Source organism: Rhodanobacter sp. AS-Z3, assembly GCF_029224025.1.
GTDB lineage: Bacteria > Pseudomonadota > Gammaproteobacteria > Xanthomonadales > Rhodanobacteraceae > Rhodanobacter.
This window is the reverse complement of record NZ_CP119392.1, coordinates 2,187,088-2,212,695: the sequence shown is the minus strand read 5'-3', so window position 1 is coordinate 2,212,695 and position 25,608 is coordinate 2,187,088. Positions and strand designations below refer to the sequence as shown.

Below are 25,608 nucleotides of genomic sequence, written 5' to 3'. Positions count from 1 at the left end.
AATCAGGCGGATTTCACCGTCTCACCGGCACGTTTGTCGAGCACCTCGTCGATCAAACCATACGCCTTCGCATCCACCGCATTCATGAAACGATCGCGTTCCATGTCCAGCTCGATTTTTGCCACCGACTGGCCGGTGTGTTCGGCGTAGATATTGTTCAGGCGTTCACGGATATACAGGATTTCACGCGCCTGAATCTCGATGTCGGTCGCCTGCCCCTGTGCGCCACCCGAAGGCTGGTGAATCATGATGCGCGAATTCGGCAATGCAAAACGCTTGCCCTTGGCGCCCGCCATCAGCAGGAACGAACCCATGCTGCAGGCCTGACCGATGCACATGGTGCTGACATTCGGCTTGATGAACTGCATGGTGTCGTAGATCGCCAGGCCAGCGGTGACGGCACCACCCGGGCTGTTGATATAGAAGTTGATGTCCTTGTCCGGATTTTCCGATTCAAGGAACAGCATCTGCGCCACGATCACGTTGGCAACCTGATCGTTGACCTCACCGACCAGGAAGATCACGCGCTCTTTCAGCAGGCGCGAGTAGATGTCGTAGGAGCGCTCGCCGCGAGCAGTCTGCTCGACGACCATCGGTACCAAATTGAGGTTCTGGATTGTATCCATGGCCATGATTGCAGCTCTCCGTTGATGTACCTGGCGCGATTGCCGAAGCCGATTGGCCTGATTGCTCAGGCCTCTGCTCAGCCGTTGACCGGACGCATCACCTCGTCGAACGTCAGATCCAGCTGGGTGGTCTTGGCATGATCTGCCACCCACTCTGCCACCTGGTCTTCCATCACGCGATTCTGCAGCCCAGACATCAGCTGGGGGTCGCCGTTGTACAGTTCAATGACCTTTTCCGGCTCTTCGTAGGTCGAGGCAATCGCGGCCAGCTGCTCGGCCACGCGCTTGCGATCGATCTTGATTTCCTGCTTGCGCGCAATCTCGCCCATCAGCAGGCCAGCAATCACCCGCTGGCGAGCGACCGGCATCGCTGCATCGATCAACTGCGGCGGTGGCTGCTGCCCCTGCGGCACACTGCCGGCGGCCATGTTGCGAGCTTCGGACTGCACCATCAGCTTCGGCACATCCAGTTCGGCATGGGCCAGCGACAGCTTCTCCGCCACTTCGGACTTCAAGCGACCCATCAGGGCAGCCTTCAGTTCGCGCTCGAGGTTCGCGCGCACTTCCTTGCGGAAGGTTTCCAGATTGCCGTCGGCAATGCCGAACAACTTGGCGAACTCGGCGTCGATCTCAGGCAGCTGCGGCGCCTGCACCTTGAGGATGTTGAAACTGACCGTGGCATTCTTGCCAGCCAGTTCCTCGTTGCGGAAGTCTTCCGGGAACAGCACGTCCGTTTCAAAGTTGTCACCGGTCTTGCGACCCGTCAGTGCCTCGTCGAGCGCCTTGAACAAGGTGCCCGAGCCGAGCACGCTGCCCGCACGCTCAAGGCCCTCGGCCGGGAAACGGTAATCACCCGCGCTGGCGGCATATTCGAACATCACGAAATCGGCTTCAGCCGACGCGCGCTCCACTTCGTCGAAGCTGCGACGCTGCTGACGCAGGGTTTCCAGCATCTTGTCGATGTCGGCGTCGCTGACTTCAGCCACCGGACGCTTGACCTCGAGCGCAGCCACGTCGACCTGCGGGAACTCCGGCATGATTTCGAACGTCGCGGTATAGGCGATTTCGCCGTTTTCCGGCTTGCCGGTGGTATTGATGGCCGGGTTCGCGATCGGCTGCAGCTTCTCCTGCGCCACCGCTTCGCGCAGCGTGCTGCCGATCAGGTCGGACAACACTTCGCCACGTACCTGGTCGCCGAAACGCTGCTTGATCACCGTCGTCGGCACCTTGCCCGGGCGGAAACCCTTCAGGCGAACCGTGCGGCCCATCTCCACGATGCGTGCACTGACCTGCGTTTCAAACCGCTCCGCGGGAAACTTCACCGTGAGCTTGCGCTCGAGCGAACCGATGTTCTCAACCGAAACCTGCATGACGTCTCCTGGTACTACCTGATTGTTGTGGGCCCGCGCAGGCGCCATGGCGGCTGTGCCGCCCGGAAAACTAAAGAAATCAACGGGGCATGGTGCGAAAGGGGGGACTCGAACCCCCACGGGGTTAACCGCCAGAACCTAAATCTGGTGCGTCTACCAATTCCGCCACTCTCGCCTTGCCACCCTTGTAAAACGATCCCAACCAACTGATATGAAAGACTATTGCCGACTGCCTCAACAGTCTCGCCAGAGCCCTCCACGCACGCTGGGCATGATCGTCTAAGTCGATGATTACCTTATACGAAAGCGGACCATTTTACGGTTGCACCACGCCGCAGCACAAGCCATCACGACGCTGCCCGATCAGCCTGCCTGGCGCATGCCAGACACTTGCTCGATCACGCGACACATCAACAGGTGAAATGTGTCACCCGGAAGACGACAAAAGACGCGGCCATTGGCCGGCAGCACCGCACCAAGAAGCCGGCGCCTCACGGCGCCGGCCACGGTCGAGTTCCTGCGCTTTTACGCCGACTTCTTGAGCAAGCCCTCGGCAGCCAGCGCGGCCTGCACCATCGGTCTCGCGGCAACGCGCTGCTGGAATGCAGTCAGGCCGGCGAATTCGGACAGGTCCAGATCCACGTGCTTGGCCCAATTGGTAACGGTGAACAGATAGGCGTCAGCAACGGTGAAATGGTCGCCGAGCAGCCAGTCCTGTTTCGCCAGCAAGCTATCCAGCGTCGCGTAACGCTTGCGCAGGTAATCCTTGCGCTCCTGACGCACCTCGGCCGGCGTTGACGGGTTGAACAACGGGCTATAGGTCTTGTGCAGCTCGGAACTGATGTAGCTGAGCAGTTCCAGCAGGTGATAGCGCGGCAGCGTTCCATTCGCCGGAGCCAGCCCGCTTTCCGGCTTCTGATCAGCCAGGAACTGCACGATCGCCTGCCCCTCGGTCAGCAAGTCGCCACTATCGAGCTGCAACGCCGGCACATAACCCTTGGGATTGATCTGCAGGAAGTCATCGCCGTTCTCGGTGCGCTTGGTCTTGCCGTCGACCCGGATCAACTGCACGGGAAGCCCGGCCTCCAGCGCCACGATGTGCGGCGAGAGCGAACAGGCACCGGGCATATAGTAAAGCTTCATGCGATTTCTCCATGGGGATATAGGGGGATCGTGCTATCCCGCCAAGCCAGAAAGGCCGGCAGGATGTCACCGCCATGTTAGCCAGATGAGTTACTGATGGATACCACGTAACTGATCGTTAGTGGCAGAATGCGGTATCCACTCAGTTACCGGCTCGCACCCGGGGGAACCTCAGATGGGCCTGCCCGTTCGCAAAAGCCAGGTGGTAACGCCACCTCCCGCCTGCCCACTCACCGAGAGCCTGAACTTGTTGCGTGGCGCCTGGGCACCCAATGTCATCTGGTACCTGAGCGCTGCACCGCGCCGTTTCGGTGAACTGCGCCACGACATCCCGCGCATCTCCGCACGGGTGTTGAGTGCGCGCCTGCGCGAGCTGGAAGCTCGTGGCATGGTCACGCGGCAGTTGCTGGATACCTCGCCACCCTCAGCCGAATATGCGCTGACCGAACTGGGCCGGGAGTTGCTGCCGGCGATCCATGCGCTCGCGGGAGTAGGCCAGAAGCTGCTTGCGCAATGGGGCGCCAACGACGCTGGCATCGAAAAGCCCGGCGCGCGCCGCAAGTGAACCATCACCGTCACCTGCAACGCCGGCCATCGGCAAGCCAGTTTTGCGCGCCACGTCCACAAGACCGACACCGTCAGCGTTACTCGACTTCGTCCGAGCCTTCGTTGACACCTTCGAACAGGAAGGTCGACAGATAGCGCTCACCGGTATCGGGCAGCATGGCCAAAAGCACCGAACCCTCGGGCGCGTCTTTCGCGACCTCAAGCGCCGCCGCCAAGGTGGCACCGGACGAAAGACCGGCAAAAATGCCTTCGCGCTGGGCCAATGCGCGTGAGGTGTCACGCGCCAGCACGTCGTCAACCAGCACGATCCGGTCGACGACTTTCGAGTTGAGCACGGCCGGCACGAAATCCGGAGTCCAGCCCTGGATCTTGTGCGGCTGCCATTCCTTGCCTGACAGCAGGGCCGCGCCAGCCGGTTCGGTGGCAATCACCTGCACATCCGGGCGCGCCACTTTCAGCACTTCGCCAACGCCAGTGAGGGTGCCGCCAGTACCCCAGCCACTGACGAAATAGTCCAGCCGGCGACCGGCGAAGTCATTCAGGATTTCCGGCGCGGTGGTCTGTCTGTGATACGCCGGATTGGCCGGATTCTCGAATTGGTCGGCGAAGAACCAGCCATGTTTCTTCGCCAGCTCCTGCGCCTTCTCGACCATGCCGGTACCACGTGCAGCGGCCGGCGTAAGCACGACCTTGCCGCCATAGGCGCGAATCAGCTTGCGCCGCTCGACCGAGAAGGTCTCGGTCATGACCGCCACAAAAGGATACCCACGTGCCGCGCACACCGCCGCCAACGCCACACCGGTATTGCCCGAGGTAGCTTCCACCACGGTCTGGCCGGGCTTCAACACGCCACGCTGCTCCGCGTCCAGAATGATTGCCAGGGCGAGGCGATCCTTGACCGACCCTGCCGGATTGAACGACTCCACCTTGACGTAAAGCTCGACATGCTTCGGTGCCAATCGGTGCAGACGCACGATCGGTGTGCGGCCAACGGTATCGAGAATGCTGTTGTAGATCATGGAAAGACTCCAGTAAGCAGGTTGATCGGCAGGCATATTGCACCTGCGCTAATGATTTTTCTGTCAGGCGCGATGCACGGCCGCGAGCACGTCCACGGCCGCCGGCTCACATCGCTCCGGCGCATGAATGGGATGAACGGTGGCACCCAATGGCGGCTGTCCGAACCACGCCAACGAAGGCGCAAGCGCGGCCACTTCACCGAGAATCAATAGCGCTGGCGAATGCACGCCGTGAAAAGTGGCGCGCTCGACCAGGTTGGACAGCATGCCGGTAATCACGCGCTGCTCGGCACGCGAGCCGTTCTCGATCAAGGCAAACGGTGTCGAAGACGCACGACCGTGTGCGATCAGGCCTGCCTGCAGCGCACCGAGTTCGGCTACCCCCATGTAAACCGCCAGAGTTTGCCGTTCCCGCGCGAGCGCCGCCCAATCCGGTCGATCATGTGACGACTGACAATGCCCGGTAATCAGGCGAACCGACTGCGCGTAATCGCGGTGGGTCAATGGCACTCCCGCGTAAGCGGCACAAGCCAGCGCCGCGGTGATGCCCGGCACCACCTCATAAGGAATGCCGTGATCGCGCAGGAATTCCAGCTCCTCGCCGCCACGGCCGAACACGAACGGATCACCGCCCTTCAGCCGCACCACCCGTCGCCCGGCACGCGCGTGCTGCAGCAACAAGGCGTGGATACCGTCCTGGGTCGCGTGGTGATGACCCGCCTGTTTGCCAACTTCAATACGCTCCGCGTCACGCCGCGCCAGTTCCAGTACCTCGGCACTGACTAGTCGATCGTGCAGGATCACGTCGGCTTCGTTCAGCGCGCGCAGCGCACGCAAGGTCAGCAGACCGGGATCGCCAGGCCCGGCGCCGACCAGCACGACCGAACCCGCCATCACCTCCGGTGAGGCAAGCAAGGCCGACTCTGCTTCCTGCCAGGCCGCATCAGGCTGCCCCTGCCGCAGCAAGGTCGCGACACGCCCGGCGAACAGTCGCTCGTAGAAGCGACGACGCGTGGCCATGTCTGGACATCTGGCGCGAATGCGCGTGCGCAATCGTGCCGCCAACGTCGCCAGCCCACCCAGCGAATGATCCAGCAAGGTCTCCAGACGCTCGCGCAGCAGTCGCGCCAGCATCGGCGCCTCGCCACCGCTGGAAATCGCGATGACCAGCGGCGAACGATCAATCACCGCGGGAACATGGAAGCTGGACAACGCCGCATCATCCACCACGTTGACGAAGATCCGCCGCAGCTCGGCAAACGTCGCAATCAGCCGGTTCAGTTCGACATCCGAAGTCGCTGCCACCACCAGCCAGACCCGATCCAGCCAGCCTTCGCGAAACGATTCACTTCGATACGCAACACGACCATCCGCCACCCACTGTTGCAGCGCCGGCGTGAGCAGCGGCGCATTCACCGTGACCTGTGCGCCAGCACCCAGCAAGGCCGCCACCTTGCGCTCGGCGACCGCGCCACCACCTACCACCAACACGGCGCGGCGGGACAGATCAGCGAACAATGGATACAACTTCATTCGTGGCAACCCGCACTGACAATGACGAAATGGCCACGCTACGCAGACAGCCGAACACCGACAAATGATTTGCCACACCACGCATATGTCCGTCGGTTATGACCAAGCCAAACTTGACCAAACATGCAAATAGACGTATAGACGTCTTATCATGCGTTCACTTCCACGCCATTCATTCACCACACCCCGTCTCGCGGCGATGGCCAGTATTCCCGCGCCAGCCGTGGCGGTGCCGTATGCCATGCGATGTATTCGTGCTTCGTTCGCGCCTCGCACCCACGACCCCGACCGTTCACGAGACTTTCGCCATGACCTTGACGCAACTTCGCTACCTGATCGCCATCGCCGACTCCGGCCTGAACATCACGCTGGCTGCCGAGCGCGTGCACGCCACCCAACCGGGCCTGAGCAAGCAGCTCCGGCAGCTTGAGGACGAACTGGGTTTCCAGCTGTTCGTGCGCAAGGGCAAGAGCCTGGATACGGTGACCCATGCCGGCCAACAGGTGCTGGAGCGTGCGCGCATCATCCTCGCCGAAGCGGCCAACATTCGTTCGATCGCCGCCAATCTGCGCAACGAAGCGCACGGCGAACTGCGCATTGCCACCACCCACACCCAAGCCCGCTTCGCCCTGCCTGCCGCGATCAGCGCGCTCAACCAGAGCTACCCCCAAGTCAGCGTGCACCTGCAACCGGGTCGTGACAGCGAAGTGCTGGCGCAACTGGAAGCTGGCCGGGTCGACCTGGCCGTGATCAGCACGGCTGGTGCACCACCCGACGTCGGCATCGCCTTGCCGGCTTACCACTGGCATCGAGCCATCCTCGCGCCACGGGGTCACCCGCTGGTCGCGCGTGGCCAGGGCCGTACCCTGGACGCGTTGGCGAAGCTGCCGCTGGTGAGCTACGAGTCGTCGCTTAAAGCAGACTCCTCGCTGCGCCGGGCGTTCGAGGCACGCAACCTGAAACCGCAAATCGCGATGACCGCAGGCGATGCTGATCTGATCAAAACCTACGTGCGCGCCGGCCTGGGTATCGGCGTGCTGGCCGAAATGGCGATCCTGCCCGGCGACACCGACCTGGCCACGCTACCGGCGGATCACCTGTTCCCGCAATGCACGACGTGGATCGTTTTGCGGCGGGAAAGCGTACTGCGCGAATACATGCTGGAATTCATCACGCAATTTGCGCCGCACCTTGATCGTCGGGACGTGGTGCGCACGCTGGCGGGTGATGCCGCAGCCGGCAAATGGACGGGCGTGCCGCACTGGCGCGAGAGTCCGTTCGCCGCACTGTCGGACGCTGCCTGAGCCTTCCAGCAGCAGACAAAGTCGGACATCACCACTCAATCCATAAGCAGACCGTTGTTGCTCACGCGCATTGGCATCTGACCAGCCGATGCTCGCGGCTTGTCAGCATGACCGCCGATGGGTACAGCGCGCTGCCACCATGACGCACGGCGGCAGCTTCCAACGCTGCAACGGACATGAGGTGATTCATGGCCGAAAAGTGCCTTCACCGGAAAGAGCTTTTGCAACGGCAAAGCCAGATGAATCACGCGATGCCGTGCAATCCACATTCGCGCTTCAGGCCGAAAAAGCGGGTTTCCTCGGCGTCCATGCCCGGCTCCCAGCGCTGAGTGGTATGGGTATCGCCGATCGAGACGTAACCGTGCTGCCACAACGGGTGGTACGGCAACTGGTGACGTGTCAGGTAGTGGCCGATGTCGCGGTCGCTCCAATCAGCCAGCGGATGAAATTTCCAGCGGCCATCGCGATGCTCTGCAAACTCAATCGCATGGCGACTGCGCGATTGCCCCCGACGCAGGCCGGCGAACCAGCCCACGGCCTTCAGCTCGGTCAGCGCACGCTGCATCGGCTCGACCTTGCGCAGCCGGTTGTAGTGATCGAGCCCGTCGATGCCCTGCTCCCATAGCCGTCCATGGCGCGCTTCCATCCAGGCCGGGCTGAGCGGCGCGCGATATACCTTGAGGTTCAACGCGAGCCGCTCGGTCAACTCGTCGACAAAGCGATAAGTTTCGGGAAACAGGTAGCCGGTGTCGATCAACACCACCGGCAATTCCGCACGCTGCCGTGTCAGCAGATGCAGTGAAACCGCCGCCTGAGCACCGAAGCTGGATGACAGTACGAGCTCACCGGAAACATGTTCGAGTGCCCATGCCACCCGCTGCGTGGCGCTGAGTCGGGCCAGCCGCGCATTCAGCTCAAGCAGTGCGCGCGGCTCATGGGACGCCGATGTCGCCAGCGCGGCGCTCACGCGAGCACGGCCAACGGAATCTGCCGCGAGACTATCGGGGGCTGAATGCCGGCACGTAACAGGAAGTCACCGAAACCTTCGTCTTTGTTGCGCTCATCGGCATAGCGGGCAAACACCGGATCAAGCACTTCAAGCATCGTCGCCTCGTCGATATTCTCGCGATAGACCTGATTCAGCCGCTGACCACTGAAGTCGGCACCGAGGCGCAAGTCGTAGCGACCCGGGCCGCGACCGACCAGCGCAATCTCGCCAAGGTAAGGCCGTGAGCAACCGTTCGGGCAACCAGAGAGCCGCAGCAGGATCGGCGCGGCTGCCAGCCCATGGTGGGCGAGCAAGGCCTCCAGCTTGGGCAGCAGCGCGGGCAAATAGCGCTCGCTTTCAGCCATCGCCAAGCCGCAGGTGGGCAACGCCACGCAGGCGATCGCGTGTCGACGGATACCACTTTGTGCGCGGTACTCGCCCAGCCCATGTGCCTGAACAATTGCGTCGATGCGTTCGCGCTCGCCCGCCGGAACGTTGGCGATGATCACATTCTGGTTGCAGGTCAGACGGAAGTCGCCCGCATGCACCTTCGCCAACTCGCGCAGGCCGGTAAGCCAGCGCCGATCACCGACATCGGCAAGCCGGCCGGATTCGATATGCAAAGTGAGATGCCAGCGTCCCTCGTGCCCCTCGACCCAGCCGTAGCGATCACCGTTGTGCGCAAAGTGGTAGTGGCGCGGGGCGGCCAAGGCATAGCCAAGTCGCGATTCCAGCTCATGCTGGAACGCAGCCAAGCCGCGCTTGTCCAGCGTGTATTTCAACCGCGCATGTTTGCGCTCGTCACGATCACCCCAGTCACGCTGCACACCGATGATCGCTTCGGCCACCTCAAACAGTTGCTCGGGCGGCACGAATCCGATCACGCTGGCCAGCCGTGGATAGGTGCTGGCATCGTTGTGGCTCGCGCCCATGCCGCCACCAATAGCGATATTGAAACCGCGCAACTGTCCTTGTTCAATGATCGCGACAAGGCCCAGATCCTGCGCGAACACATCGATGTCGTTGAGCGGAGGAATCGCCAGGCCAATCTTGAACTTGCGCGGCAGATAGGTGGCGCCATACAGCGGCTCGTGCTCTTCCACCGCGGATTTACTGCCAGCCAGTTGCGCGCCGTCGAGCCAGATCTCGTGATACGCGTGCGTTTTCGGTGCCAGCTCGGCGGACAGCCGCGTCGCCCATGCATAGGCCTCGGCATGGGCCGCCGATTCAACCGGATTGGCCGTGCTGACCACGTTGCGCACGACGTCGCCACAAGCAGCGATTGTGCTGGCCAGCGCATCGTGAATCGCCGCAATCGTCGGCCTCAGCCGACGCTTGATGATGCCGTGCCACTGGAACGTCTGCCGCGTGGTGATGCGCAGCGAACCGCTGGCGTATTCACGTGCAATGCGATCAAACACCAACCATTGCGCCGGCGTCACCACACCACTGGGCAAGCGGGCGCGCAGCATGAACGCGTAGGCTGGCTCCAGCTTCTGACGGCGACGCTCCTCGCGCAGGTCGCGATCATCCTGCTGATAGCTGCCATGGAATTTCAGCAGCTTGGTGTCGTCGTCACTGATCGCGCCAGTGACCGGATCAGCCAGGCCCTCGGCGATCCCACCGCGCAGAAAACGGCTTTCGTTCTTGATTTTTTCGAGATGGGAAGGCATGGGCGAATTCTTTTCTGAAGAGTGCGGCCATGGATGGCCGCTTCTGGACTCAGGCGTGCATGGACGAACGGATTAATAAACGTCACGGGCATAACGCCCTTGCTGCAGCAAGTCACCCAGCCACGCTTCGGCGGCCTCGGCGGATTGGCCGCCGTGGGTAACGACCACGTCGATCAACGCGGCGTGGACATCTCGCGCCATCTGCTTTGCATCACCGCAAACGTAAAGATGCGCACCGCCCTCGAGCCAGGTGTAGAGCTCGCCGCCGCGCTCGCGCAAACGATCCTGCACGTAGGTCTTGTGCGAGTCCCTCGCAACATCACGGAGATCCTTGTGCGGACGTTCGGGAAGATCAGCATCCCGCGAGAACGCCAGGTCCAGGCGGTGCAGCGCGCCGTCCTGCAGCGCCTGCTGCCATTCGACCTGATACAGAAAGTCGCTGGCGAAATGGCGATTACCGAAGAACAACCAGTTGCGCCCGCTGCCGGCACGCTCACGACGTTCCTGCACGAAGGCACGAAACGGCGCCACGCCGGTACCCGGGCCAATCATGATTACGTCACGTGAGTCATCGGCCGGCAAGCGGAAGCGCTCGTTCGGTTCGATGAAGATTTCCAGTTGCGCGTCTTCGTCACTGGCAGCCAGCAAGCTTGTGGCTGCACCCCAGCGGGGCTGACCATCGACCTGGTAATCCACCACCGCCACGGTCAGGTGCACCTCGTCGCCCACCGCAGCCGAACTGGAAGCGATCGAATACAACCGTGGCGTCAATGGACGCAAGGCATCCAACAAGGTCTCGGCTTGCCACGTCGCGGGATAGCGCTGCAGCAAATCAATCGGCTGGTCGTCGGCCAGCATCCGTGTCAGTGGCGCCGCCCGTTCCAGCTGCAGCAACTCGGCCAGCTCGGCGTGCCCACCGATCGTTGCCAACGCGGCGATGAAACCGCGATGCAGCCGGGTGATTTCCCGATCACGTTCCAGCCATTGCCGCAGCGACTGACTACGATTCTTCAAGACAACTTCCTGCGCGCCATCCAACTGCAGGACATCCAGCCATTGCTCGACCAACGCCGATGGATTGCGCGGCCACACACCCAGCGCATCGCCGGGCTGGTAGTGCAGGCCAGAACCTTCCAGCGACAACTCCAGGTGACGGATGTCACGCGCACTATCCCGGCTGACGATGCGCTGGTTGGCCAGCACGGTGGCACTGAACGGCTGCTCGCGGGAATACGCACTGGCCGGCGGAACCACGTGCAGCGGAGTCACTCGTGCAGGGGTAGCGACCGGCTTCAGCAGATCACGCGCGCGTTCCACCACCTGCTCCGACCAGGGTTCGGCGATCAGTTCGAATTCCAGATCGGCCTCGCCGAAAGGATGCAGGCGGCTCGCACCCAGTTCCGCCAACCGCTCATCCAGCTGGCGCCCGACGGTGCAGAACTGCGGATAGCTGGAGTCGCCCAAGCCGAGCACCGCAAACCGCAATGCCGGCAATTTCGGCGCCCGTTTGCCGGTGATGAACTCGAACAGACCACGCGTATCATCCGGCGGCTCGCCGTCGCCCTGGGTGCTGACCACCACCAGCAAATGGCGCTCCTGCGCCAACTCGCGTTGCGGGTAGGCATCGGCGCGCAGCAGTCGCATGGGCAGGCCGAGCGCCTCGCTGCGGCTGGCCAGCGCCGTGGCAATGCGCCGCGCATTGCCAGTCTGGCTGCCGAAGACGATGGTGAGTCGTTCACCCACCTGCACCGCCGGAGCCAAAGCTGCCACCGTGCCGCCACGCTGGACCTGCTCGGCCTGCGCGGCGCTCCAGGCGGCCACCCAGTACAGCTGGGCCGCACTCAATCCGGCCAGACCCTGGGCCAGCAAGACCATCTTGTCCGCCGCTGGCACAGCATCGGCAAAACTTCGGGAAACGACAGAATTCACGTTAAATCCATTTGGACGTCTATACGTCTTTCGGTAAAGGTAGCGATCAGCCCTCACGACGGGAAAGGATGCCTTGCCATGTGCATATGCCAAGGCCTTATTTCCACGCCTGCGCGTCGTTGCCAATACTTCCGGAACCCGCCATGCACACGGATGCCTGCACCGCATGCTGCCAGTCACCGAGTTCCTCACCTTTGCCGCTGTTGGCGCGCTGGCGCAGCTGATCGACGGCGCACTGGGCATGGCGTACGGCATTACCGCGAGCAGCATGTTGCTGGCGTTGGGCCTGCCACCCTTGCTGGCCAGCGCCCACGTGCACTATGCGGAGACGTTTACTTGTGGCGCCTCCGGGCTGAGTCACCTGGCCGCCGGCAATGTGCGGCGGCGGCTGTTCTGGGCGCTCGCCATACCCGGCGTGATCGGTGCAGTACTGGGTGTACTCGTACTCAGTTACATTCCCGCGACATGGATGCGGCTGGCCCTGGTGCCGTATCTGCTTGGCGTGGGCGTGTGCCTGCTGCTGCGCGGCAGGCGGCGAACCGGTCAACACGATGATCATGTTCCGTCGGCGGCACGGCCACTGGGCCTGCTTGCCGGCTTTGCCGATGCGGTCGCCGGCGGCGGCTGGAGCGCCATCACGGTAACCACCCTGATGGCGCGTGGTGCCACGCCGCGGCTGGTAATTGGCACCGTGCATCTGGCCAAGTGCGTGGTCAGCGCCGCCGCCAGCATTGGCTTCCTGCTGAACGTCGGTGCCAGCCACGGTGCTGCCGTACTCGGCTTGATTGCCGGTGGTGTCGTCGCCGCCCCGTTCGGCGCCTTGCTGACACGGCTGCTGCCACCGCGCGCAGCCACCCTGCTGGCCGCCACGACGGTACTGGGACTAGGACTGCATGGCGTGGCGCAGGCACTGCGTTGATCCAGCGTGCCTCGGTGGCGGTTACAATGGCCGCATGACCAAGCCCACTGTTTTCCCGATCGAAGTCCGCGGCTCTGCCAAGCAACCATTGGGCATGTCGCCCGCCCGCTTCCTGCGCGACTACTGGCAGAAGCGTCCGCTGCTGATTCGTCAGGCGTTCCCGAACTTCCAGCCGCCGCTGCAGCCGGACGATCTGGCCGGCCTGGCCTGCGAACCCGCCGCTTTGGCGCGACTGATCATGCACGACGAAAAACATGACCGCTGGCAGGTCAATTCCGGCCCGTTGAGCGAAGCGGACTTCGCCAAGACACCCGAAAGCAACTGGACCCTGCTGGTGCAGGACGTCGACAAGTGGGATGCCGATGTGGCGGGCCTGCTGGAACACTTCACCTTCCTGCCGAGCTGGCGGATGGACGATGTGATGGTTTCCTACGCTGAACCGGGCGGTGGCGTCGGCGCGCATATCGATCAGTACGACGTGTTCCTGATCCAGGGGCTGGGTCAGCGACACTGGGCGATCAGCGATGACCCGATCGCGCCCAAGGCGTTCCGTCCCGGCATCGAACTGAAGCAACTGGCGCAGTTCGAGCCCACCCACGAATGGCTGCTCGACGCCGGTGACATCCTCTATCTGCCACCGGGCGTGCCGCACGATGGCGTTGCCTTCGGCGGCCCGTGCATGACGTTCTCCGTCGGCATGCGTGCACCGTCGCAAGCCGAAATGACTGGCGATCTGGCCGACTACATCGCCGAGCAGCTTCCCGACGAGCTACGTTACGCCGATCCGGACCTGAAGCCGGCCAAGGTCACCGGCGAAATCGATCGCGCCGTGCTGGAGCGCCTGAAGAACGCCTTGCCGTTTGCCGCCGCCCTGCGCGACGACCTGCTGCACGACTGGTTCGGCCGTTTCATCACCCGCTACCGCAATGCACAGATCCCGGCCGCATTGGCCAAACCGCTGGACCTCGCCGCCCTGCGCAAGCAGCTCGATGAGGGCGCGCAGTTGCTGCGTCACCCGTGGTCGCGACTGGCCTGGCATCAGCACAAGTCCGCCTGCACGCTGTACGTCAGCGGTGGTGCCTACCAGGCTACGTCGGCAATGGCCCAGGCACTGTGCGAACAGCGCAGCTTCACGCCCGCCAAAAAGATCAACGCCAACGAGCGCAACCTGCTGCTGGCGCTGGTCAACGATGGCCATCTGATTGTCCGGAAACCGCGCAAGCGCCGCTGAGCACACGCCGATGAAGCTGCAGGATTTCCATATCGAGGTCGCTGACTGGTCAAACCCTGATCAGCGCAGCGCCTTGCTCGACCTGCGCGAAACCGTGTTCATCCACGAACAGGGCGTACCCGAACAGCGCGAGCGTGACGGGCTCGATGGGGAGTGCTGGCACGTGCTGGCGCGCGACGAACAAGGCCGGCCGATCGGATGCGGGCGGCTCACGCCGGCGCACAAGATCGGTCGCATGGCGGTACTGAAGGACTGGCGTGGGCGCGGCGTGGGTGCAGCTGTGCTGCGCGAACTGATCGCGCGAGCGCGCAGCCAGGGCTGGCCGGAAGTGGCACTGGATGCCCAGGTCAGCGCAATGGGCTTCTACGAGCAAGCCGGCTTTGTCGCCTACGGCGAAGAATTCGAGGACGCCGGACTGCAGCATCGCGGCATGCGCATGGCGTTGCCCCGCGTGGACGACGAGCCCACACCGCCGCTGCGTGACATCGGCATGCTCGCGGCCGCCACTCGCAGCGAGACGGCGGCCGCGCGCCTGCAATTGCTGGTCGACACCCGCCATCAGTTGAACATCTACCTGCCGCTGCTGGGCAATGATGCCTATGCCAGCACGGACGAGCTGGCCGAACTGCGGCGTATCGCGATTTCCGGTCGCGGCGCGCAGATCCGCATCATCCTGCACGACCCAGCCGCCGCTCTGCGCAACGACCACCGCCTGATCGCGCTCGCCCAACGCCTGCCCAGTGCCTTCCAGATTCGCACACCGGTCGAGGAAGCTGACCTCGCCTATATCTCGGCCTACTTGCTCAACGATGCCGGTGGTTACCTGTTTCTGCCCGAAGCCGATCGCGCCCAGGGCCGCGCTGCCCGTTGCGACAGAGCCAATCAAGTTCCGCTGCAACAGCATTTCGACGAAGTCTGGGATCGCGCCGAGCGAGCCAGCGAGCTGCAGTCGCTGAATATCTAAACGGATGAACCGCAGCTGGCCGGAGGCTCGCGCGGACAGTTCGGCTCGAAACGACCGTAAATCGCATGAAAACGCGACCCATCGCGCCAGCGAACCTCAGCCATGACCCGAACAGACCGGCTGCCGGCCATTCTCATGCCGCTTACGGGTTGCCGCGTCGCAGCAGCCAACGGCTATAATCATGGGGATTCTCCCCAGTCATCCGTAGCAGCGGCCTGTCGGGCTTGAAAGCCGATCGGAAACCGCGACTCGAAGGTCGCACGGATGACCGCAAGCATCCCTTCCCTGCCGGTGGTGACGTGACTACAAACCTGATCCGCGAGTTCTTCGATTCCTCCCAACTCGCAGGCGGCAACGCCGACTACGTTGAATCGCTGTATGACGCCTGGCTTGCCGACGCTTCGTCGGTTTCCGCCGAATGGGCCACGTACTTTTCATCGTTCAAGGGTCGCGAGTCGGGAGACGTTTCTCACACAGCCGCCATTGCCCGCATCGAAGCAGCACAGAAGCAGCGCTGCAACAACGGCGCCACTGCCGCGCCGATGAGCGATGAACATGCGCGCAAACAGGCTGGCGTGTTGCGCCTGCTCACCGCCTACCGCTCGCGCGGCCATCTCGCCGCCGATCTCGATCCGCTCGGCCTGACCGAGAAGATGACCGCGCCGGACCTGGGCCTGGCCTTCCACGGCCTGTCCGATGCCGACCTCGATACCGAATTCGATGCTGGCAACTACGCCGGCGGTGGTCTGCGCCTGAAACTGCGCGAGCTGCTGAATCGCCTGCAGAAAACCTACGCCAGCACGATCGGCGCCGAGTTCATGCACATCAGCAACCATGAGCAGCGCAACTGGATCTACAGCCGCATCGAGCAGGCAGCCGGCCAGAGCGGTCTGGACAAGACCGCCCAGCAGCGCGTGCTGGACGGCCTCACCGCCGCCGAAGGTCTCGAGCGGTATCTGCACACCAAGTACGTCGGCCAGAAGCGTTTCTCGCTGGAAGGCGGCGACAGCCTGATTCCGATGCTCGACGATGTTGTGCGTGCTGCTGGCGACAATGGCATCAAGGAGCTGGTGATTGGCATGGCCCATCGCGGCCGTCTGAACGTGCTGGTCAACATTCTGGGCAAGCCACCGAAAACCTTGTTCGACGAATTCGAAGGCCGCTTCGATCATCCCGATGATCCGGCCCATTCCGGCGACGTGAAGTACCACATGGGCTTCTCTGCTGACGTCAAGACGCCGAAGGGTGGCGTGCACGTGGCGCTGGCGTTCAACCCGTCGCATCTGGAAATCGTCAACCCGGTGGTCTGCGGCTCGGTGCATGCGCGCCAGACGCGACGCCGCGACACCTTGCACACGCAGTCGATGGCCGTGCTGATCCATGGCGATGCTGCGTTCGCCGGTCAGGGCGTGAACATGGAACTGCTGAACATGTCGCAGGCCCGTGGCTTCAAGATCGGTGGCAGCCTGCACATCGTGGTCAACAACCAGGTCGGCTTCACCACCTCCAATCCGCAGGACGCGCGCTCCACCATGTACTGCACCGACCTGGCCAAGATGGTCAACGCGCCGGTGCTGCACGTGAATGGCGATGATCCTGAAGCGGTGATTCTGGCCACTCATATCGCCTACGATTTCCGCAAGCAGTTCCGCCGCGACGTGGTGATCGACCTGGTCTGCTACCGCCGCCACGGACACAACGAAGCGGATGAACCGGCAGCTACCCAGCCGGTGATGTACCAGATCATCCGCAAGCGCCCGACCACGCGTGACCTGTACCAGCAGCAATTGGTCAAACAGGGCGTGCTGGCCGAAGGCGAGGCGCAGAAACAGTTCGAGGCCTATCGCGCACGACTGGAAGCCGGTGCGCCGATGACCGATCTGGACCCCTCGCCCATGCGCGACAGCCACGTCGACTGGGCGAAGTTTCTTGGCGGCAAGCTGTCGATGCCGACCGACACCACCGTTCCGCCGAAGAAACTGCAGGAACTGGCCAACAAGATCCTCACGTTGCCAGCCGATCTCACGCTGCAGGCGCGCGTGGCGAAAATATACGACGACCGCCGCAAGATGGCCGCTGGCGAGCAACCGGCTGACTGGGGCTTCGCCGAAAACCTGGCATACGCCACCCTGATCGACGCCGGCCACGACATGCGGCTGGTCGGCCAGGATTCCGGCCGCGGCACGTTCTTCCATCGTCATGCCGTGCTGCATGACCAGAAGGACGGTCACACCTACATGCCGCTGGCCACGCTGCGGGCCGGCGCCGATGTGGAAGTGATCGATTCACTGCTAAGCGAAGAAGCGGTGATGGCGTTCGAATATGGCCACTCCACCACCGATCCGGACACGCTCAATATCTGGGAAGGCCAGTTCGGCGACTTCGCCAACGGCGCCCAAGTGGTGATCGACCAGTTCATCAGCTCCGGCGAAGCGAAGTGGAACCGCCTGTGCGGCCTGGCACTGTTCCTGCCGCACGGTTACGAAGGCCAGGGCCCGGAACACTCTTCCGCGCGTCTGGAACGCTTCCTGCAACTGTGCGCGTTCGACAACATGCAGGTCTGCGTGCCGACCACGCCGGCGCAGGACTTCCACATGATTCGCCGGCAGATGCTGCGTCCGGTACGCAAACCGCTGATCGTGATGACGCCGAAATCGCTGCTGCGTCACAAGCTGGCTGTCTCGACACTGGACGAACTGGCCAACGGCAGCTTCCAGCTGGTGATCGGCGAGCACCGCAAGCTGGCGGCGAAGAAGGTCAAGCGCGTGGTGCTGTGCTCGGGCAAGGTCTATTACGACTTGCTGGAGCAGGCCGAGAAAAGCGAATTGAACGACGTGGCGATCGTACGCGTCGAGCAGCTGTATCCGTTCCCGCGCAGCGAAGTCATGGCCGAACTGGACAAGTATGCTTCCGCCAAGGAAGTGATCTGGTGCCAGGAAGAACCGATGAACCAGGGCGCCTGGTTCCAGATTCGCCACCACCTGCAGGCCTGCACGGGCAGCAAGCGCAGTCTCTCGTATGCGGGACGCGCACGCTCGCCGGCACCGGCCGCAGGCCATCACAATACCCATGTTGCCGAACAGTCCGCACTTGTCGAACAGGCGCTCGTTACGCCGGTTGGCACCGACCACTCTGCAGAATAAAGACACCCAAGGATCGCTATGTCCATTGAACTCAAAGTCCCCGTCCTGCCCGAGTCCGTCTCCGACGCCACCATCGCAACCTGGCACAAGAAGGCCGGCGACGCGGTGAAGCGCGACGAGAATCTGGTCGACCTTGAAACCGACAAGGTGGTGCTGGAAGTGCCCTCGCCGGTGGACGGCGTGCTGAAGGAAATTCGCCACGAAGTGGGCGATACGGTGAACAGCGAGCAGATCATCGCGATCATCGAGGAAGGCGCAGCGGCTGCTCCGGCTCCTGCCGCGGCAGCACCGGCGCCTGCAGCAGCCGCTCCGGCCGCCGCAGCTCCGAAGGCCGCGGGCAAGGGCACCGCCGACCTGTCCCCGGCCGGCCTGCGCGTCGCTACCGAAGAGAAAATCGATCCATCCAACGTCGCCGGTACCGGCCGCGATGGCCGCGTGACCAAGGAAGACCTGGTCAATTATGGCAAGGGTGGCAGTGCCTCGGTTCCGGCCGCAGCAGCGCCAGTAGCGAAGCCGACGCCGGGTTCGCGCCCGGAAGAGCGCGTGCCGATGACCCGCATGCGTGCGCGTATCGCCGAGCGCCTGATGCAGTCGAAGAACTCCATCGCCATGCTCACCTCGTTCAACGAAGTGAACCTCGCCGAAGTGATGAAGATGCGCAAATCACTGGGCGACGCGTTCCAGAAGGAGCACGGCGTCAAGCTCGGTTTCATGAGCTTCTTCGTCAAGGCCGCCGCCGAAGCGCTCAAGCGCTACCCCTACGTCAACGCTTCAGTTGATGGCGGCGACGTGATCTATCACGGCTATCAGGACATCTCGATCGCCGTGTCGACCGACAAGGGCCTGGTCACGCCGGTACTGCGCGACGTGCAGGACATGAGCTTTGCCGACGTCGAGAAAGGCATCGCCGATTACGCCACCAAGGCACGCGCCAACAAACTGTCGCTGGATGACCTGCAGGGCGGCACCTTCACGATCACCAACGGTGGCACCTTCGGTTCGTTGCTGTCCACGCCGATCGTCAACCCGCCGCAGAGCGCGATCCTCGGGATGCACACGATCAAGGAGCGTGCGATCGTCGAGAACGGTCAGATCATCGCCGCGCCGATGATGTACATCGCGATCAGCTACGACCACCGCATCATCGACGGCAAGGACGCGGTGCTGTTCCTGGTCGACATCAAGAACCAGCTGGAAAATCCGCAGCGGATGCTGCTGGGTCTCTAATGATGCGGGAACGGGGAACAGGGGACGGTGATAACCACCGCTTCTGCTCCCCGTTCCCTGTTCCCGCTTACAAGGAAATTTAGCCATGAGCGACAAATTCGATGTCATCGTCATCGGTGGCGGCCCGGCCGGCTACCACGCCGCGATCCGCGCTGCACAGCTTGGTCTGAAGACCGCTGTAGTCGACGCGTGGGCTGGCAAGGACGGCAAGGCAGCACTTGGCGGCACCTGCCTCAACGTGGGCTGCATCCCGTCCAAGGCGCTGCTGGATTCGTCCAAGCAGTTCTACAACATCGCGCACAATCTGCCAGTGCACGGCATCACGGTGGAGAACGCCAAGGTCGACCTGGGCACCTTCATTGGCCGCAAGGACAAGATCGTCAAGCAGTTCACCGGTGGCGTGGCACAGCTGTTCAAGGTCAACAAGATCACCAGCTTCTTCGGCAAGGGCAAATTGCTGAAGGGGAACGAAGTCGAGATCACCGGCAACGATGGCGCCAAGCAGACCATCAGCGCCGTCAACGTTATCCTGGCCTCCGGCTCGGTGCCGATCGAGCTGCCGTTCGCCAAGTTCGACGGCAAGTACATCATCGACAACGCCGGCGCGCTCGACATCACCGAAGTGCCGAAACGGCTGGGCGTGATCGGTGCCGGCGTGATCGGTCTGGAGCTGGGCAGTGTGTGGCGTCGCCTGGGTGCCGAAGTGACCGTGCTGGAAGCGCTGCCCGACTTCCTCGGTGCCGCCGACGCGGATGTCGCCAAGGTCGCGCTGAAGGAACTCGGCAAGCTGGGGCTGGACATCAAGCTCGGTGCGAAGCTGGCCAAGGCCGAAGTCAAAAAGAATGAAGTCCACCTCACCTACACCGACAAGGACGGCGAACATCAGTTGGTGGTCGACAAGTTGCTGGTGGCAGTGGGCCGTCGCGCCTACACCGCCGATCTGCTGTCCGACGACTGTGGTGTAAAGCTGGACGAGCGCGGTCGCATCGCGGTGGACGAGCATTGTCACACCGGCGTCGATGGCGTCTGGGCCGTGGGCGACGCCGTGCGCGGGCCGATGCTGGCGCACAAGGGCTTCGAGGAAGGCATGGCGGTGGCCGAGTGGATTGCCGGCAAGGCCGGTCACGTCAACTACGACACGATCCCGTGGGTGATCTACACCGAGCCGGAAATTGCCTGGGCCGGCAAGACCGAGAAGCAGCTGAAGGAAGAAGGCGTGCCGTACAAGGTGGGCACCTTCCCGTTCGCCGCCATCGGCCGCGCCGTGGCGATGAACGAGGCGGTCGGCATGGTCAAGATGATTGCCCACGCCGAAACCGACCGCATCCTCGGCGTGCACATGGTTGGCCCGGGCGTCTCCGAGTTGATCGCCGAGTGCGTCGTCGCAATGGAGTTCAAGGGCTCGGCCGAAGACATGGCACGCATCATCCACGCGCACCCGACCCTCTCCGAAGCCGTGCACGAGGCCGCGTTGTCGGTCGACAAGCGCGCCATCCACAAGGGCAACTGATCGACTCTGCGCAACTACATCGGCCCGCTCGTGGCGACATGAGCGGGCCGATGTGTTCCGGGGTAGGGGTCCGCTAGCGAGCGATGCTTCTGCTCTGATGCACGATGGAACATCACCGTAACCGCATCGCCCGCTGACGGGCTCCTACCCACCTCTCTGGCTCAGGCAATTTCATGCCCCAACCCACCGCCATTTGCGTTTACTGCGGCTCCAGCAGCGGCCGGCATCCTGAATATCGTGAGCAGGCTCATGCCTTCGGCACCGCAATGGCGAAGCGTGGCATTGCGCTGGTCTATGGCGGCGGGAAAGTCGGGTTGATGGGTGTGGTGGCAGACGCCGTGCTGGCAGGTGGTGGCAACGTGATCGGCGTGATTCCGCGCCAGTTGGTCGAACTGGAAGTTGCCCATCCCCAGCTGAGTGAACTGGTGGTGGTCGAAACCATGCACCAGCGCAAGACGCGCATGTACGAACTGTCCGATGCCTTCGTCGCCCTGCCCGGCGGCTTCGGCACCATGGACGAGATGTTCGAGATGCTGACCTGGGCGCAACTGGGCCTGCATCGTTATCCGTGCGCATTCCTCGACGTACGCGGCTACTACCGCGACTTGCGCCAGATGATGCAGCACATGGTCGAGGAAAACTTCGTGCGTGCCGAGCAACGCGACAGCATCTGGTTCGGCGACAGCATGGCCTCGCTGTTCGACTGGATGCAGGACTATCAAGGTGGCTACGTACCGAAATGGATCGACACGCGAAGCGTCGACGCCTGACCGCACCTCCGGAACACCGCCATGAATGCTTTTCGCGCTTTCCGCATCCACAACGACGAGGCTGGCTACCGTGCCGGCATCGAGCCGATGACTATCGATGCACTGTCGGTCGGCGAGGTGCTGATCAAGGTTGCGTACTCGTCGATCAACTACAAGGATGCGCTGGCCGGCACCGGCAAGGGCCGCATCCTGCGCCAGTATCCCCTCAACGGCGGCATCGACGTGGCCGGTCATGTGGTCGCGTCCACCGATGCATCGTTCAAGGAAGGTGATGCGGTGCTGTGCACCGGTAGCGGCCTGTCCGAGACACGCGACGGTGGCTATGGCGAATACGCCCGACTGGACGCACGCTGGACCATTCCACTGCCAGCCGGCCTCAGCCTGCGCGAAAGCATGATCATCGGCACCGCCGGCTTCACCGCCGCGCTGGCCTTGCTGCGCATGCAGGACAACCGGCAAACACCGGCACTGGGTCCGATCGCAGTGACCGGCGCCAGCGGCGGTGTGGGCCAGCTGGCCATCGACATCTTCAGCCGCGCCGGCTACGAGGTGCATGCCATCAGCGGCAAAGCCGACCATTTCGACAGCCTGCACGCGCTGGGTGCACGCGAATGTATCGACCGCCACCAGCTCAGCTTCAGCGGAAAGCCCATGGATTCAGCCCGCTTCGGCGGCGCCTTGGACAACGTGGGCGGTGCGATGCTGAGTGGACTGCTGCCGCTGATCAACCCGTATGGCAATGTTGCTCTCTGCGGCAACGCCGGCGGCATCACGTTCGATAGCACCGTGATGCCGTTCATCATCCGCGGCGCCAGCCTGCTCGGCATTGCCTCCGCCGGCACCGCCCGCGAGCTGCGTGACCGCATCTGGCAACATCTGGCCAGCGACTGGAAGCCACGCCATCTGGAACGCATCGCCACACGCGAAGTCGGCCTCGACCAACTACCGGGCAGCTTTGGGCGTATGCTCGCAGGCGAATCCTTCGGCCGCACCCTGGTATGTATCGACAGCACGGTTTGACGTAGCCGCGCTTGGAAGTACCATCACCACAGCTTAGAATCAACGAAACTCGCAGGGGACTATTTTTCTATGGCACGCATCTTGATCGTCGACGATTCTCCGTCACAGCTGCTTGGCATCAAGCGAATCGTCGAGAAGCTCGGGCATGAAACCCTGTCCGCCGAAGACGGCGCCGCTGGCGTGGAAGTGGCCAAGGCAGAAAAGCCCGACCTGATCCTGATGGATGTGGTCATGCCGAACCTGAATGGTTTCCAGGCAACCCGCACGATCAGCAAGAACGCCGATACGGCGCATATCCCGATCATCCTGGTCACCACCAAGGATCAGGAAACCGACAAGGTCTGGGGCATGCGCCAGGGCGCCAAGGCTTATGTGACCAAGCCGATCAAGGAAGAGGAACTGGTCAAGGCCTTGCAGGAATTCCTGCCGAACTGAGCTGTTGCCCAAAGGCAATGAAAAACGGCGCCGAGAGGCGCCGTTTTTCATTGGCGAATCAGCCCGCCGACTGGCGTGGATTGAAGTCGCTGAAGGCTGCATAAAAGGCGTCGTAAGCGGCGCGCTGTTTGTCGGTCTCCGCCGGCGGTGTGCGGATGGACAACTCCACCAGTTGATCGCCGGGATGGGAACCTGGCATGCCCCGGCCCTTGAGACGCAGCTTTCGCCCCGACTGCGAGCCAACCGGGATACGCAGGTCGACCGTGCCCGCCAGCGTCGGCACCGGCACCGAGGCGCCCAGCGCCGCCTCCCAGGGCGTGATCGGCAGCACATGCACCACGTTGCGGCCTTCCAGGCGGAAGCGCGCGTCTTCACGAATGCCGACTTCCAGCAGGAGATCGCCCTTGGGACCGCCACCCATGCCTGGCTGACCCTGGCCGGACAGGCGAATGACCTGTCCTGGCTGGATGCCCGCGGGAATCTTCACTTCCAGTACGCGCTCGCCGCCACTTGGATCGGACATTGACAGCCGCGTGCGGCCACCATCGAATGCAGTCTGCAACTCGATCTGCACCGAGGCCTGCACATCCTGACCCCGACGCGGGCGCGGCTGGCCGCGATGGCCGCCCGCCGCGCCGCCGCGTCCGAACAAACTTTCGAAGAAATCGCTGAAATCGCCGTCGTCACCGCCACCATGCTGACCCTGCCAGCCCGGCGGCGGCCGGAACTGCTCACCCTGGCGATATCCACCGGCACGCAGCTGATCGTAGGAACGCCGCTTCTCGGCATCCTTGAGCACCTCGTTGGCTTCGTTGGCTGCCTTGAATTTCTCCTCGGCGCCGGCCTCCTTGTTCTTGTCCGGGTGGTATTTGCGCGCGAGCTTGCGATACGCCGCCTTGATCTCGGCCTCGCTGGCATCGGGCTTCACACCCAGAATCTCGTAATAATCTTTGAATTCCACTTGCCACTCCCCGACTCACCCAAAACCCGCGGCGGATCAACTCCGCCGCGGCACAGCCCTCTACAAACTCAGTGGCTTGCGTTGATGGTAATGCGTCGCGGCGTTGCCTGCGCCTTCTTCGGTATCACGATTTCCAGCACACCCAACTTGCCGGTGGCGGTAATGCCATCGGCGTCGGCGCTGTCGGGCAGCCCAAAACGACGATGGAAAGCACCCCGCGCACGTTCGACGCGGGTGAACTTGCCGCTGTCTTCCACGCCACCGGGCTCGCGCTCGCCCTTGATGGTGAGGATGCCCTTGTCCATGCTCACTTCGATCTGCGCCGGGTCCACGCCGGGGATATCGGCCAGGATCACGAAGCGCTGCTCGTCTTCGCGAATATCCACGCGCGGCGCCCACTGACTGGTGACCACGTTGGATGCATCGCCGTCTTCCGGCTGCAGGAAACGGTCGAATGCCTGACGAAGTTCCTCGGGCAGACCATGGTTTGTGTTCCAGATACCGTGACGATTCAGATTCATTGCGACTCTCCTCGAACAGATTGCGGTGGATTACCGCCTGACGGAGAAAATAGGTACGCTCGCCGACGATTCAAGGCGACAAGCCGGCAGCCGTCGCTTTAGCATGGAGGCTCACCTATCCCCCACCGAGATCCGCAATGAGCATTCAACCCGGCGAAACGATTCCCGATGTCAGCCTGCAGTGCATCGATGGCGACATCAAGCCAGCACAGACCGGCGCACTGTTCGCCGGACGCAAGGTCGTGCTGTTCGGCGTGCCCGGCGCATTCACGCCGACCTGCTCGAACAAACACCTGCCCGGCTACACGGAGCATTTCGATGCGTTCCGCCAAAGCGGCATCACGGTGATGTGTCTGGCCGTCAACGACGGCTTCGTGATGCAAGCCTGGGCCGCATCGCAACAGGTTCCCGCTGGCTTGCTGATGCTGGCCGATGGCAACGGCAGCTTTACCCGGGCCCTGGGACTGGAACTGGACGGCACTGCCTTCGGCATGGGCCTGCGCGCTCGCCGCTTCGCCCTGTATGCGGAGGACGGCGTAGTGCGCTTGCTGGAGCTGGAAGCCCCCGGTGAGTTTCGCGTTACCAGTGCCGAAGCGATACTGGCCCTTGTTGGCGGCTGACGTGGGAAGCCGGCGGATGGGTTCTCCGGCAACCTGGGGGCAGTCGTCCTGATTGGGGAATCTGAGCTATAGCCGGCAAAATGGAACCTATAGATTCCCGGCGCTCCTGCAACCACCCATGCCAGCAGCCGTCAA

21 protein-coding genes, 1 tRNA gene and 1 pseudogene are annotated in these 25,608 nt (G+C 62.9%); 12 read left to right on the top strand and 11 right to left on the bottom strand.

The window, feature by feature from the left end:
* Positions 1-2: 2 nt before the first annotated feature.
* The 4 genes from clpP to gstA form a co-directional block, all read right to left on the bottom strand.
* Positions 3-632 (bottom strand): ATP-dependent Clp endopeptidase proteolytic subunit ClpP, encoded by a 630-nt coding sequence (clpP, locus tag PY254_RS09745; RefSeq protein ID WP_281011860.1) that lies wholly within the window; start codon positions 630-632, stop codon positions 3-5.
* Positions 633-703: 71 nt separating this feature from the next.
* The gene (gene tig / locus PY254_RS09740) at positions 704-1,996 is read right to left on the bottom strand and encodes a trigger factor (protein ID WP_281011859.1); all 1,293 of its coding nucleotides are present in this window, start codon (positions 1,994-1,996) and stop codon (positions 704-706) included.
* Between the two features lie 90 nt (positions 1,997-2,086).
* Positions 2,087-2,171, bottom strand: a tRNA-Leu gene (locus PY254_RS09735).
* A 350-nt stretch (positions 2,172-2,521) separates the two neighbouring features.
* Positions 2,522-3,139: a glutathione transferase GstA gene (gstA, locus tag PY254_RS09730; protein WP_281011858.1), complete on the bottom strand. Its 618-nt coding sequence runs from the start codon at positions 3,137-3,139 to the stop codon at positions 2,522-2,524.
* A 175-nt stretch (positions 3,140-3,314) separates the two neighbouring features.
* Between gstA and PY254_RS09725 the strand changes: the two genes are divergently transcribed.
* Positions 3,315-3,704, top strand: a complete 390-nt coding sequence (locus tag PY254_RS09725) for a winged helix-turn-helix transcriptional regulator (protein WP_281011856.1) — start codon at positions 3,315-3,317, stop codon at positions 3,702-3,704.
* 79 nt (positions 3,705-3,783) lie between these two features.
* Here PY254_RS09725 and cysK read toward each other — a convergent pair whose 3' ends face one another.
* Together cysK and cysG are read right to left on the bottom strand one after the other, a co-directional pair.
* The gene (cysK, locus tag PY254_RS09720; RefSeq protein WP_281011855.1) at positions 3,784-4,725 is read right to left on the bottom strand and encodes a cysteine synthase A; all 942 of its coding nucleotides are present in this window, start codon (positions 4,723-4,725) and stop codon (positions 3,784-3,786) included.
* Positions 4,726-4,788: 63 nt separating this feature from the next.
* Positions 4,789-6,258, bottom strand: a complete 1,470-nt coding sequence (gene cysG / locus PY254_RS09715; protein WP_281011854.1) for a siroheme synthase CysG — start codon at positions 6,256-6,258, stop codon at positions 4,789-4,791.
* 308 nt (positions 6,259-6,566) lie between these two features.
* Here cysG and PY254_RS09710 point away from each other — a divergent pair, with 308 nt between their 5' ends.
* Positions 6,567-7,562 (top strand): LysR substrate-binding domain-containing protein, encoded by a 996-nt coding sequence (locus PY254_RS09710; RefSeq protein ID WP_281011853.1) that lies wholly within the window; start codon positions 6,567-6,569, stop codon positions 7,560-7,562.
* A gap of 244 nt (positions 7,563-7,806) precedes the next feature.
* Here the strand turns inward: PY254_RS09710 and PY254_RS09705 are convergent, their stop codons facing one another.
* The 3 genes and pseudogenes from PY254_RS09705 to PY254_RS09695 form a co-directional block, all read right to left on the bottom strand.
* Positions 7,807-8,529, bottom strand: a complete 723-nt coding sequence (locus tag PY254_RS09705) for a phosphoadenylyl-sulfate reductase (RefSeq protein ID WP_281011852.1) — start codon at positions 8,527-8,529, stop codon at positions 7,807-7,809.
* Positions 8,526-10,229 (bottom strand): annotated as a pseudogene (gene cysI / locus PY254_RS09700) (assimilatory sulfite reductase (NADPH) hemoprotein subunit); the annotation flags it as partial. The pseudogene cysI and the gene PY254_RS09705, both read right to left, overlap by 4 nt.
* 66 nt (positions 10,230-10,295) lie before the next feature.
* Positions 10,296-12,098, bottom strand: a complete 1,803-nt coding sequence (locus PY254_RS09695; RefSeq protein WP_281015194.1) for an assimilatory sulfite reductase (NADPH) flavoprotein subunit — start codon at positions 12,096-12,098, stop codon at positions 10,296-10,298.
* A 220-nt stretch (positions 12,099-12,318) separates the two neighbouring features.
* Here PY254_RS09695 and PY254_RS09690 point away from each other — a divergent pair, with 220 nt between their 5' ends.
* The 9 genes from PY254_RS09690 to pilH all read left to right on the top strand — a co-directional run bounded on the left by PY254_RS09690 (position 12,319) and on the right by pilH (position 23,371).
* Positions 12,319-13,071: a sulfite exporter TauE/SafE family protein gene (locus PY254_RS09690; protein WP_281011851.1), complete on the top strand. Its 753-nt coding sequence runs from the start codon at positions 12,319-12,321 to the stop codon at positions 13,069-13,071.
* 34 nt (positions 13,072-13,105) lie between these two features.
* On the top strand, positions 13,106-14,302 hold the full coding sequence (locus PY254_RS09685; protein ID WP_281011850.1) for a cupin domain-containing protein: 1,197 nt from the start codon (positions 13,106-13,108) through the stop codon (positions 14,300-14,302).
* Between the two features lie 10 nt (positions 14,303-14,312).
* On the top strand, positions 14,313-15,266 hold the full coding sequence (locus PY254_RS09680; protein WP_281011849.1) for a GNAT family N-acetyltransferase: 954 nt from the start codon (positions 14,313-14,315) through the stop codon (positions 15,264-15,266).
* A 299-nt stretch (positions 15,267-15,565) separates the two neighbouring features.
* Positions 15,566-18,409, top strand: a complete 2,844-nt coding sequence (locus PY254_RS09675; RefSeq protein ID WP_281011848.1) for a 2-oxoglutarate dehydrogenase E1 component — start codon at positions 15,566-15,568, stop codon at positions 18,407-18,409.
* 18 nt (positions 18,410-18,427) lie between these two features.
* Positions 18,428-19,636 (top strand): 2-oxoglutarate dehydrogenase complex dihydrolipoyllysine-residue succinyltransferase, encoded by a 1,209-nt coding sequence (gene odhB / locus PY254_RS09670; RefSeq protein ID WP_281011847.1) that lies wholly within the window; start codon positions 18,428-18,430, stop codon positions 19,634-19,636.
* Positions 19,637-19,721: 85 nt separating this feature from the next.
* Positions 19,722-21,146 carry a dihydrolipoyl dehydrogenase gene (gene lpdA / locus PY254_RS09665; protein WP_281011846.1) on the top strand — a complete coding sequence of 475 codons (1,425 nt, stop codon included), beginning with the start codon at positions 19,722-19,724 and terminating at the stop codon, positions 21,144-21,146.
* A 173-nt stretch (positions 21,147-21,319) separates the two neighbouring features.
* Positions 21,320-21,916, top strand: a complete 597-nt coding sequence (locus tag PY254_RS09660) for an LOG family protein (RefSeq protein ID WP_281011845.1) — start codon at positions 21,320-21,322, stop codon at positions 21,914-21,916.
* A 21-nt stretch (positions 21,917-21,937) separates the two neighbouring features.
* Positions 21,938-22,936 (top strand): acrylyl-CoA reductase family protein, encoded by a 999-nt coding sequence (locus tag PY254_RS09655; protein ID WP_281011844.1) that lies wholly within the window; start codon positions 21,938-21,940, stop codon positions 22,934-22,936.
* 69 nt (positions 22,937-23,005) lie between these two features.
* Positions 23,006-23,371: a twitching motility response regulator PilH gene (pilH, locus tag PY254_RS09650; RefSeq protein WP_281011843.1), complete on the top strand. Its 366-nt coding sequence runs from the start codon at positions 23,006-23,008 to the stop codon at positions 23,369-23,371.
* A 58-nt stretch (positions 23,372-23,429) separates the two neighbouring features.
* Here pilH and PY254_RS09645 read toward each other — a convergent pair whose 3' ends face one another.
* Both PY254_RS09645 and PY254_RS09640 read right to left on the bottom strand, forming a co-directional pair.
* Positions 23,430-24,332, bottom strand: coding sequence for a DnaJ C-terminal domain-containing protein (locus PY254_RS09645; protein WP_281011842.1), 903 nt, complete (start codon positions 24,330-24,332; stop codon positions 23,430-23,432).
* Positions 24,333-24,400: 68 nt separating this feature from the next.
* Positions 24,401-24,853, bottom strand: a complete 453-nt coding sequence (locus tag PY254_RS09640) for an Hsp20/alpha crystallin family protein (protein WP_281011841.1) — start codon at positions 24,851-24,853, stop codon at positions 24,401-24,403.
* 137 nt (positions 24,854-24,990) lie between these two features.
* Here PY254_RS09640 and PY254_RS09635 point away from each other — a divergent pair, with 137 nt between their 5' ends.
* The gene (locus tag PY254_RS09635; protein ID WP_281011840.1) at positions 24,991-25,473 is read left to right on the top strand and encodes a peroxiredoxin; all 483 of its coding nucleotides are present in this window, start codon (positions 24,991-24,993) and stop codon (positions 25,471-25,473) included.
* Positions 25,474-25,608 lie beyond the last annotated feature (135 nt).

Bases quoted from the DNA above. Each gene is read 5' to 3' on its own strand.
- odhB (WP_281011847.1), top strand. From the start codon at position 18,428: ATGTCCATTGAACTCAAAGTCCCCGTCCTGCCCGAGTCCGTCTCCGAC.
- lpdA (WP_281011846.1), top strand. From the start codon at position 19,722: ATGAGCGACAAATTCGATGTCATCGTCATCGGTGGCGGCCCGGCCGGC.
- clpP (WP_281011860.1), bottom strand. From the start codon at position 632: ATGGCCATGGATACAATCCAGAACCTCAATTTGGTACCGATGGTCGTC.
- PY254_RS09690 (WP_281011851.1), top strand. From the start codon at position 12,319: ATGCTGCCAGTCACCGAGTTCCTCACCTTTGCCGCTGTTGGCGCGCTG.
- gstA (WP_281011858.1), bottom strand. From the start codon at position 3,139: ATGAAGCTTTACTATATGCCCGGTGCCTGTTCGCTCTCGCCGCACATC.
- PY254_RS09640 (WP_281011841.1), bottom strand. From the start codon at position 24,853: ATGAATCTGAATCGTCACGGTATCTGGAACACAAACCATGGTCTGCCC.
- pilH (WP_281011843.1), top strand. From the start codon at position 23,006: ATGGCACGCATCTTGATCGTCGACGATTCTCCGTCACAGCTGCTTGGC.
- PY254_RS09710 (WP_281011853.1), top strand. From the start codon at position 6,567: ATGACCTTGACGCAACTTCGCTACCTGATCGCCATCGCCGACTCCGGC.
- PY254_RS09635 (WP_281011840.1), top strand. From the start codon at position 24,991: ATGAGCATTCAACCCGGCGAAACGATTCCCGATGTCAGCCTGCAGTGC.
- PY254_RS09660 (WP_281011845.1), top strand. From the start codon at position 21,320: ATGCCCCAACCCACCGCCATTTGCGTTTACTGCGGCTCCAGCAGCGGC.
- cysG (WP_281011854.1), bottom strand. From the start codon at position 6,258: ATGAAGTTGTATCCATTGTTCGCTGATCTGTCCCGCCGCGCCGTGTTG.
- cysK (WP_281011855.1), bottom strand. From the start codon at position 4,725: ATGATCTACAACAGCATTCTCGATACCGTTGGCCGCACACCGATCGTG.
- PY254_RS09680 (WP_281011849.1), top strand. From the start codon at position 14,313: ATGAAGCTGCAGGATTTCCATATCGAGGTCGCTGACTGGTCAAACCCT.
- PY254_RS09685 (WP_281011850.1), top strand. From the start codon at position 13,106: ATGACCAAGCCCACTGTTTTCCCGATCGAAGTCCGCGGCTCTGCCAAG.
- tig (WP_281011859.1), bottom strand. From the start codon at position 1,996: ATGCAGGTTTCGGTTGAGAACATCGGTTCGCTCGAGCGCAAGCTCACG.
- PY254_RS09695 (WP_281015194.1), bottom strand. From the start codon at position 12,098: ATGGTCTTGCTGGCCCAGGGTCTGGCCGGATTGAGTGCGGCCCAGCTG.
- PY254_RS09655 (WP_281011844.1), top strand. From the start codon at position 21,938: ATGAATGCTTTTCGCGCTTTCCGCATCCACAACGACGAGGCTGGCTAC.
- PY254_RS09725 (WP_281011856.1), top strand. From the start codon at position 3,315: ATGGGCCTGCCCGTTCGCAAAAGCCAGGTGGTAACGCCACCTCCCGCC.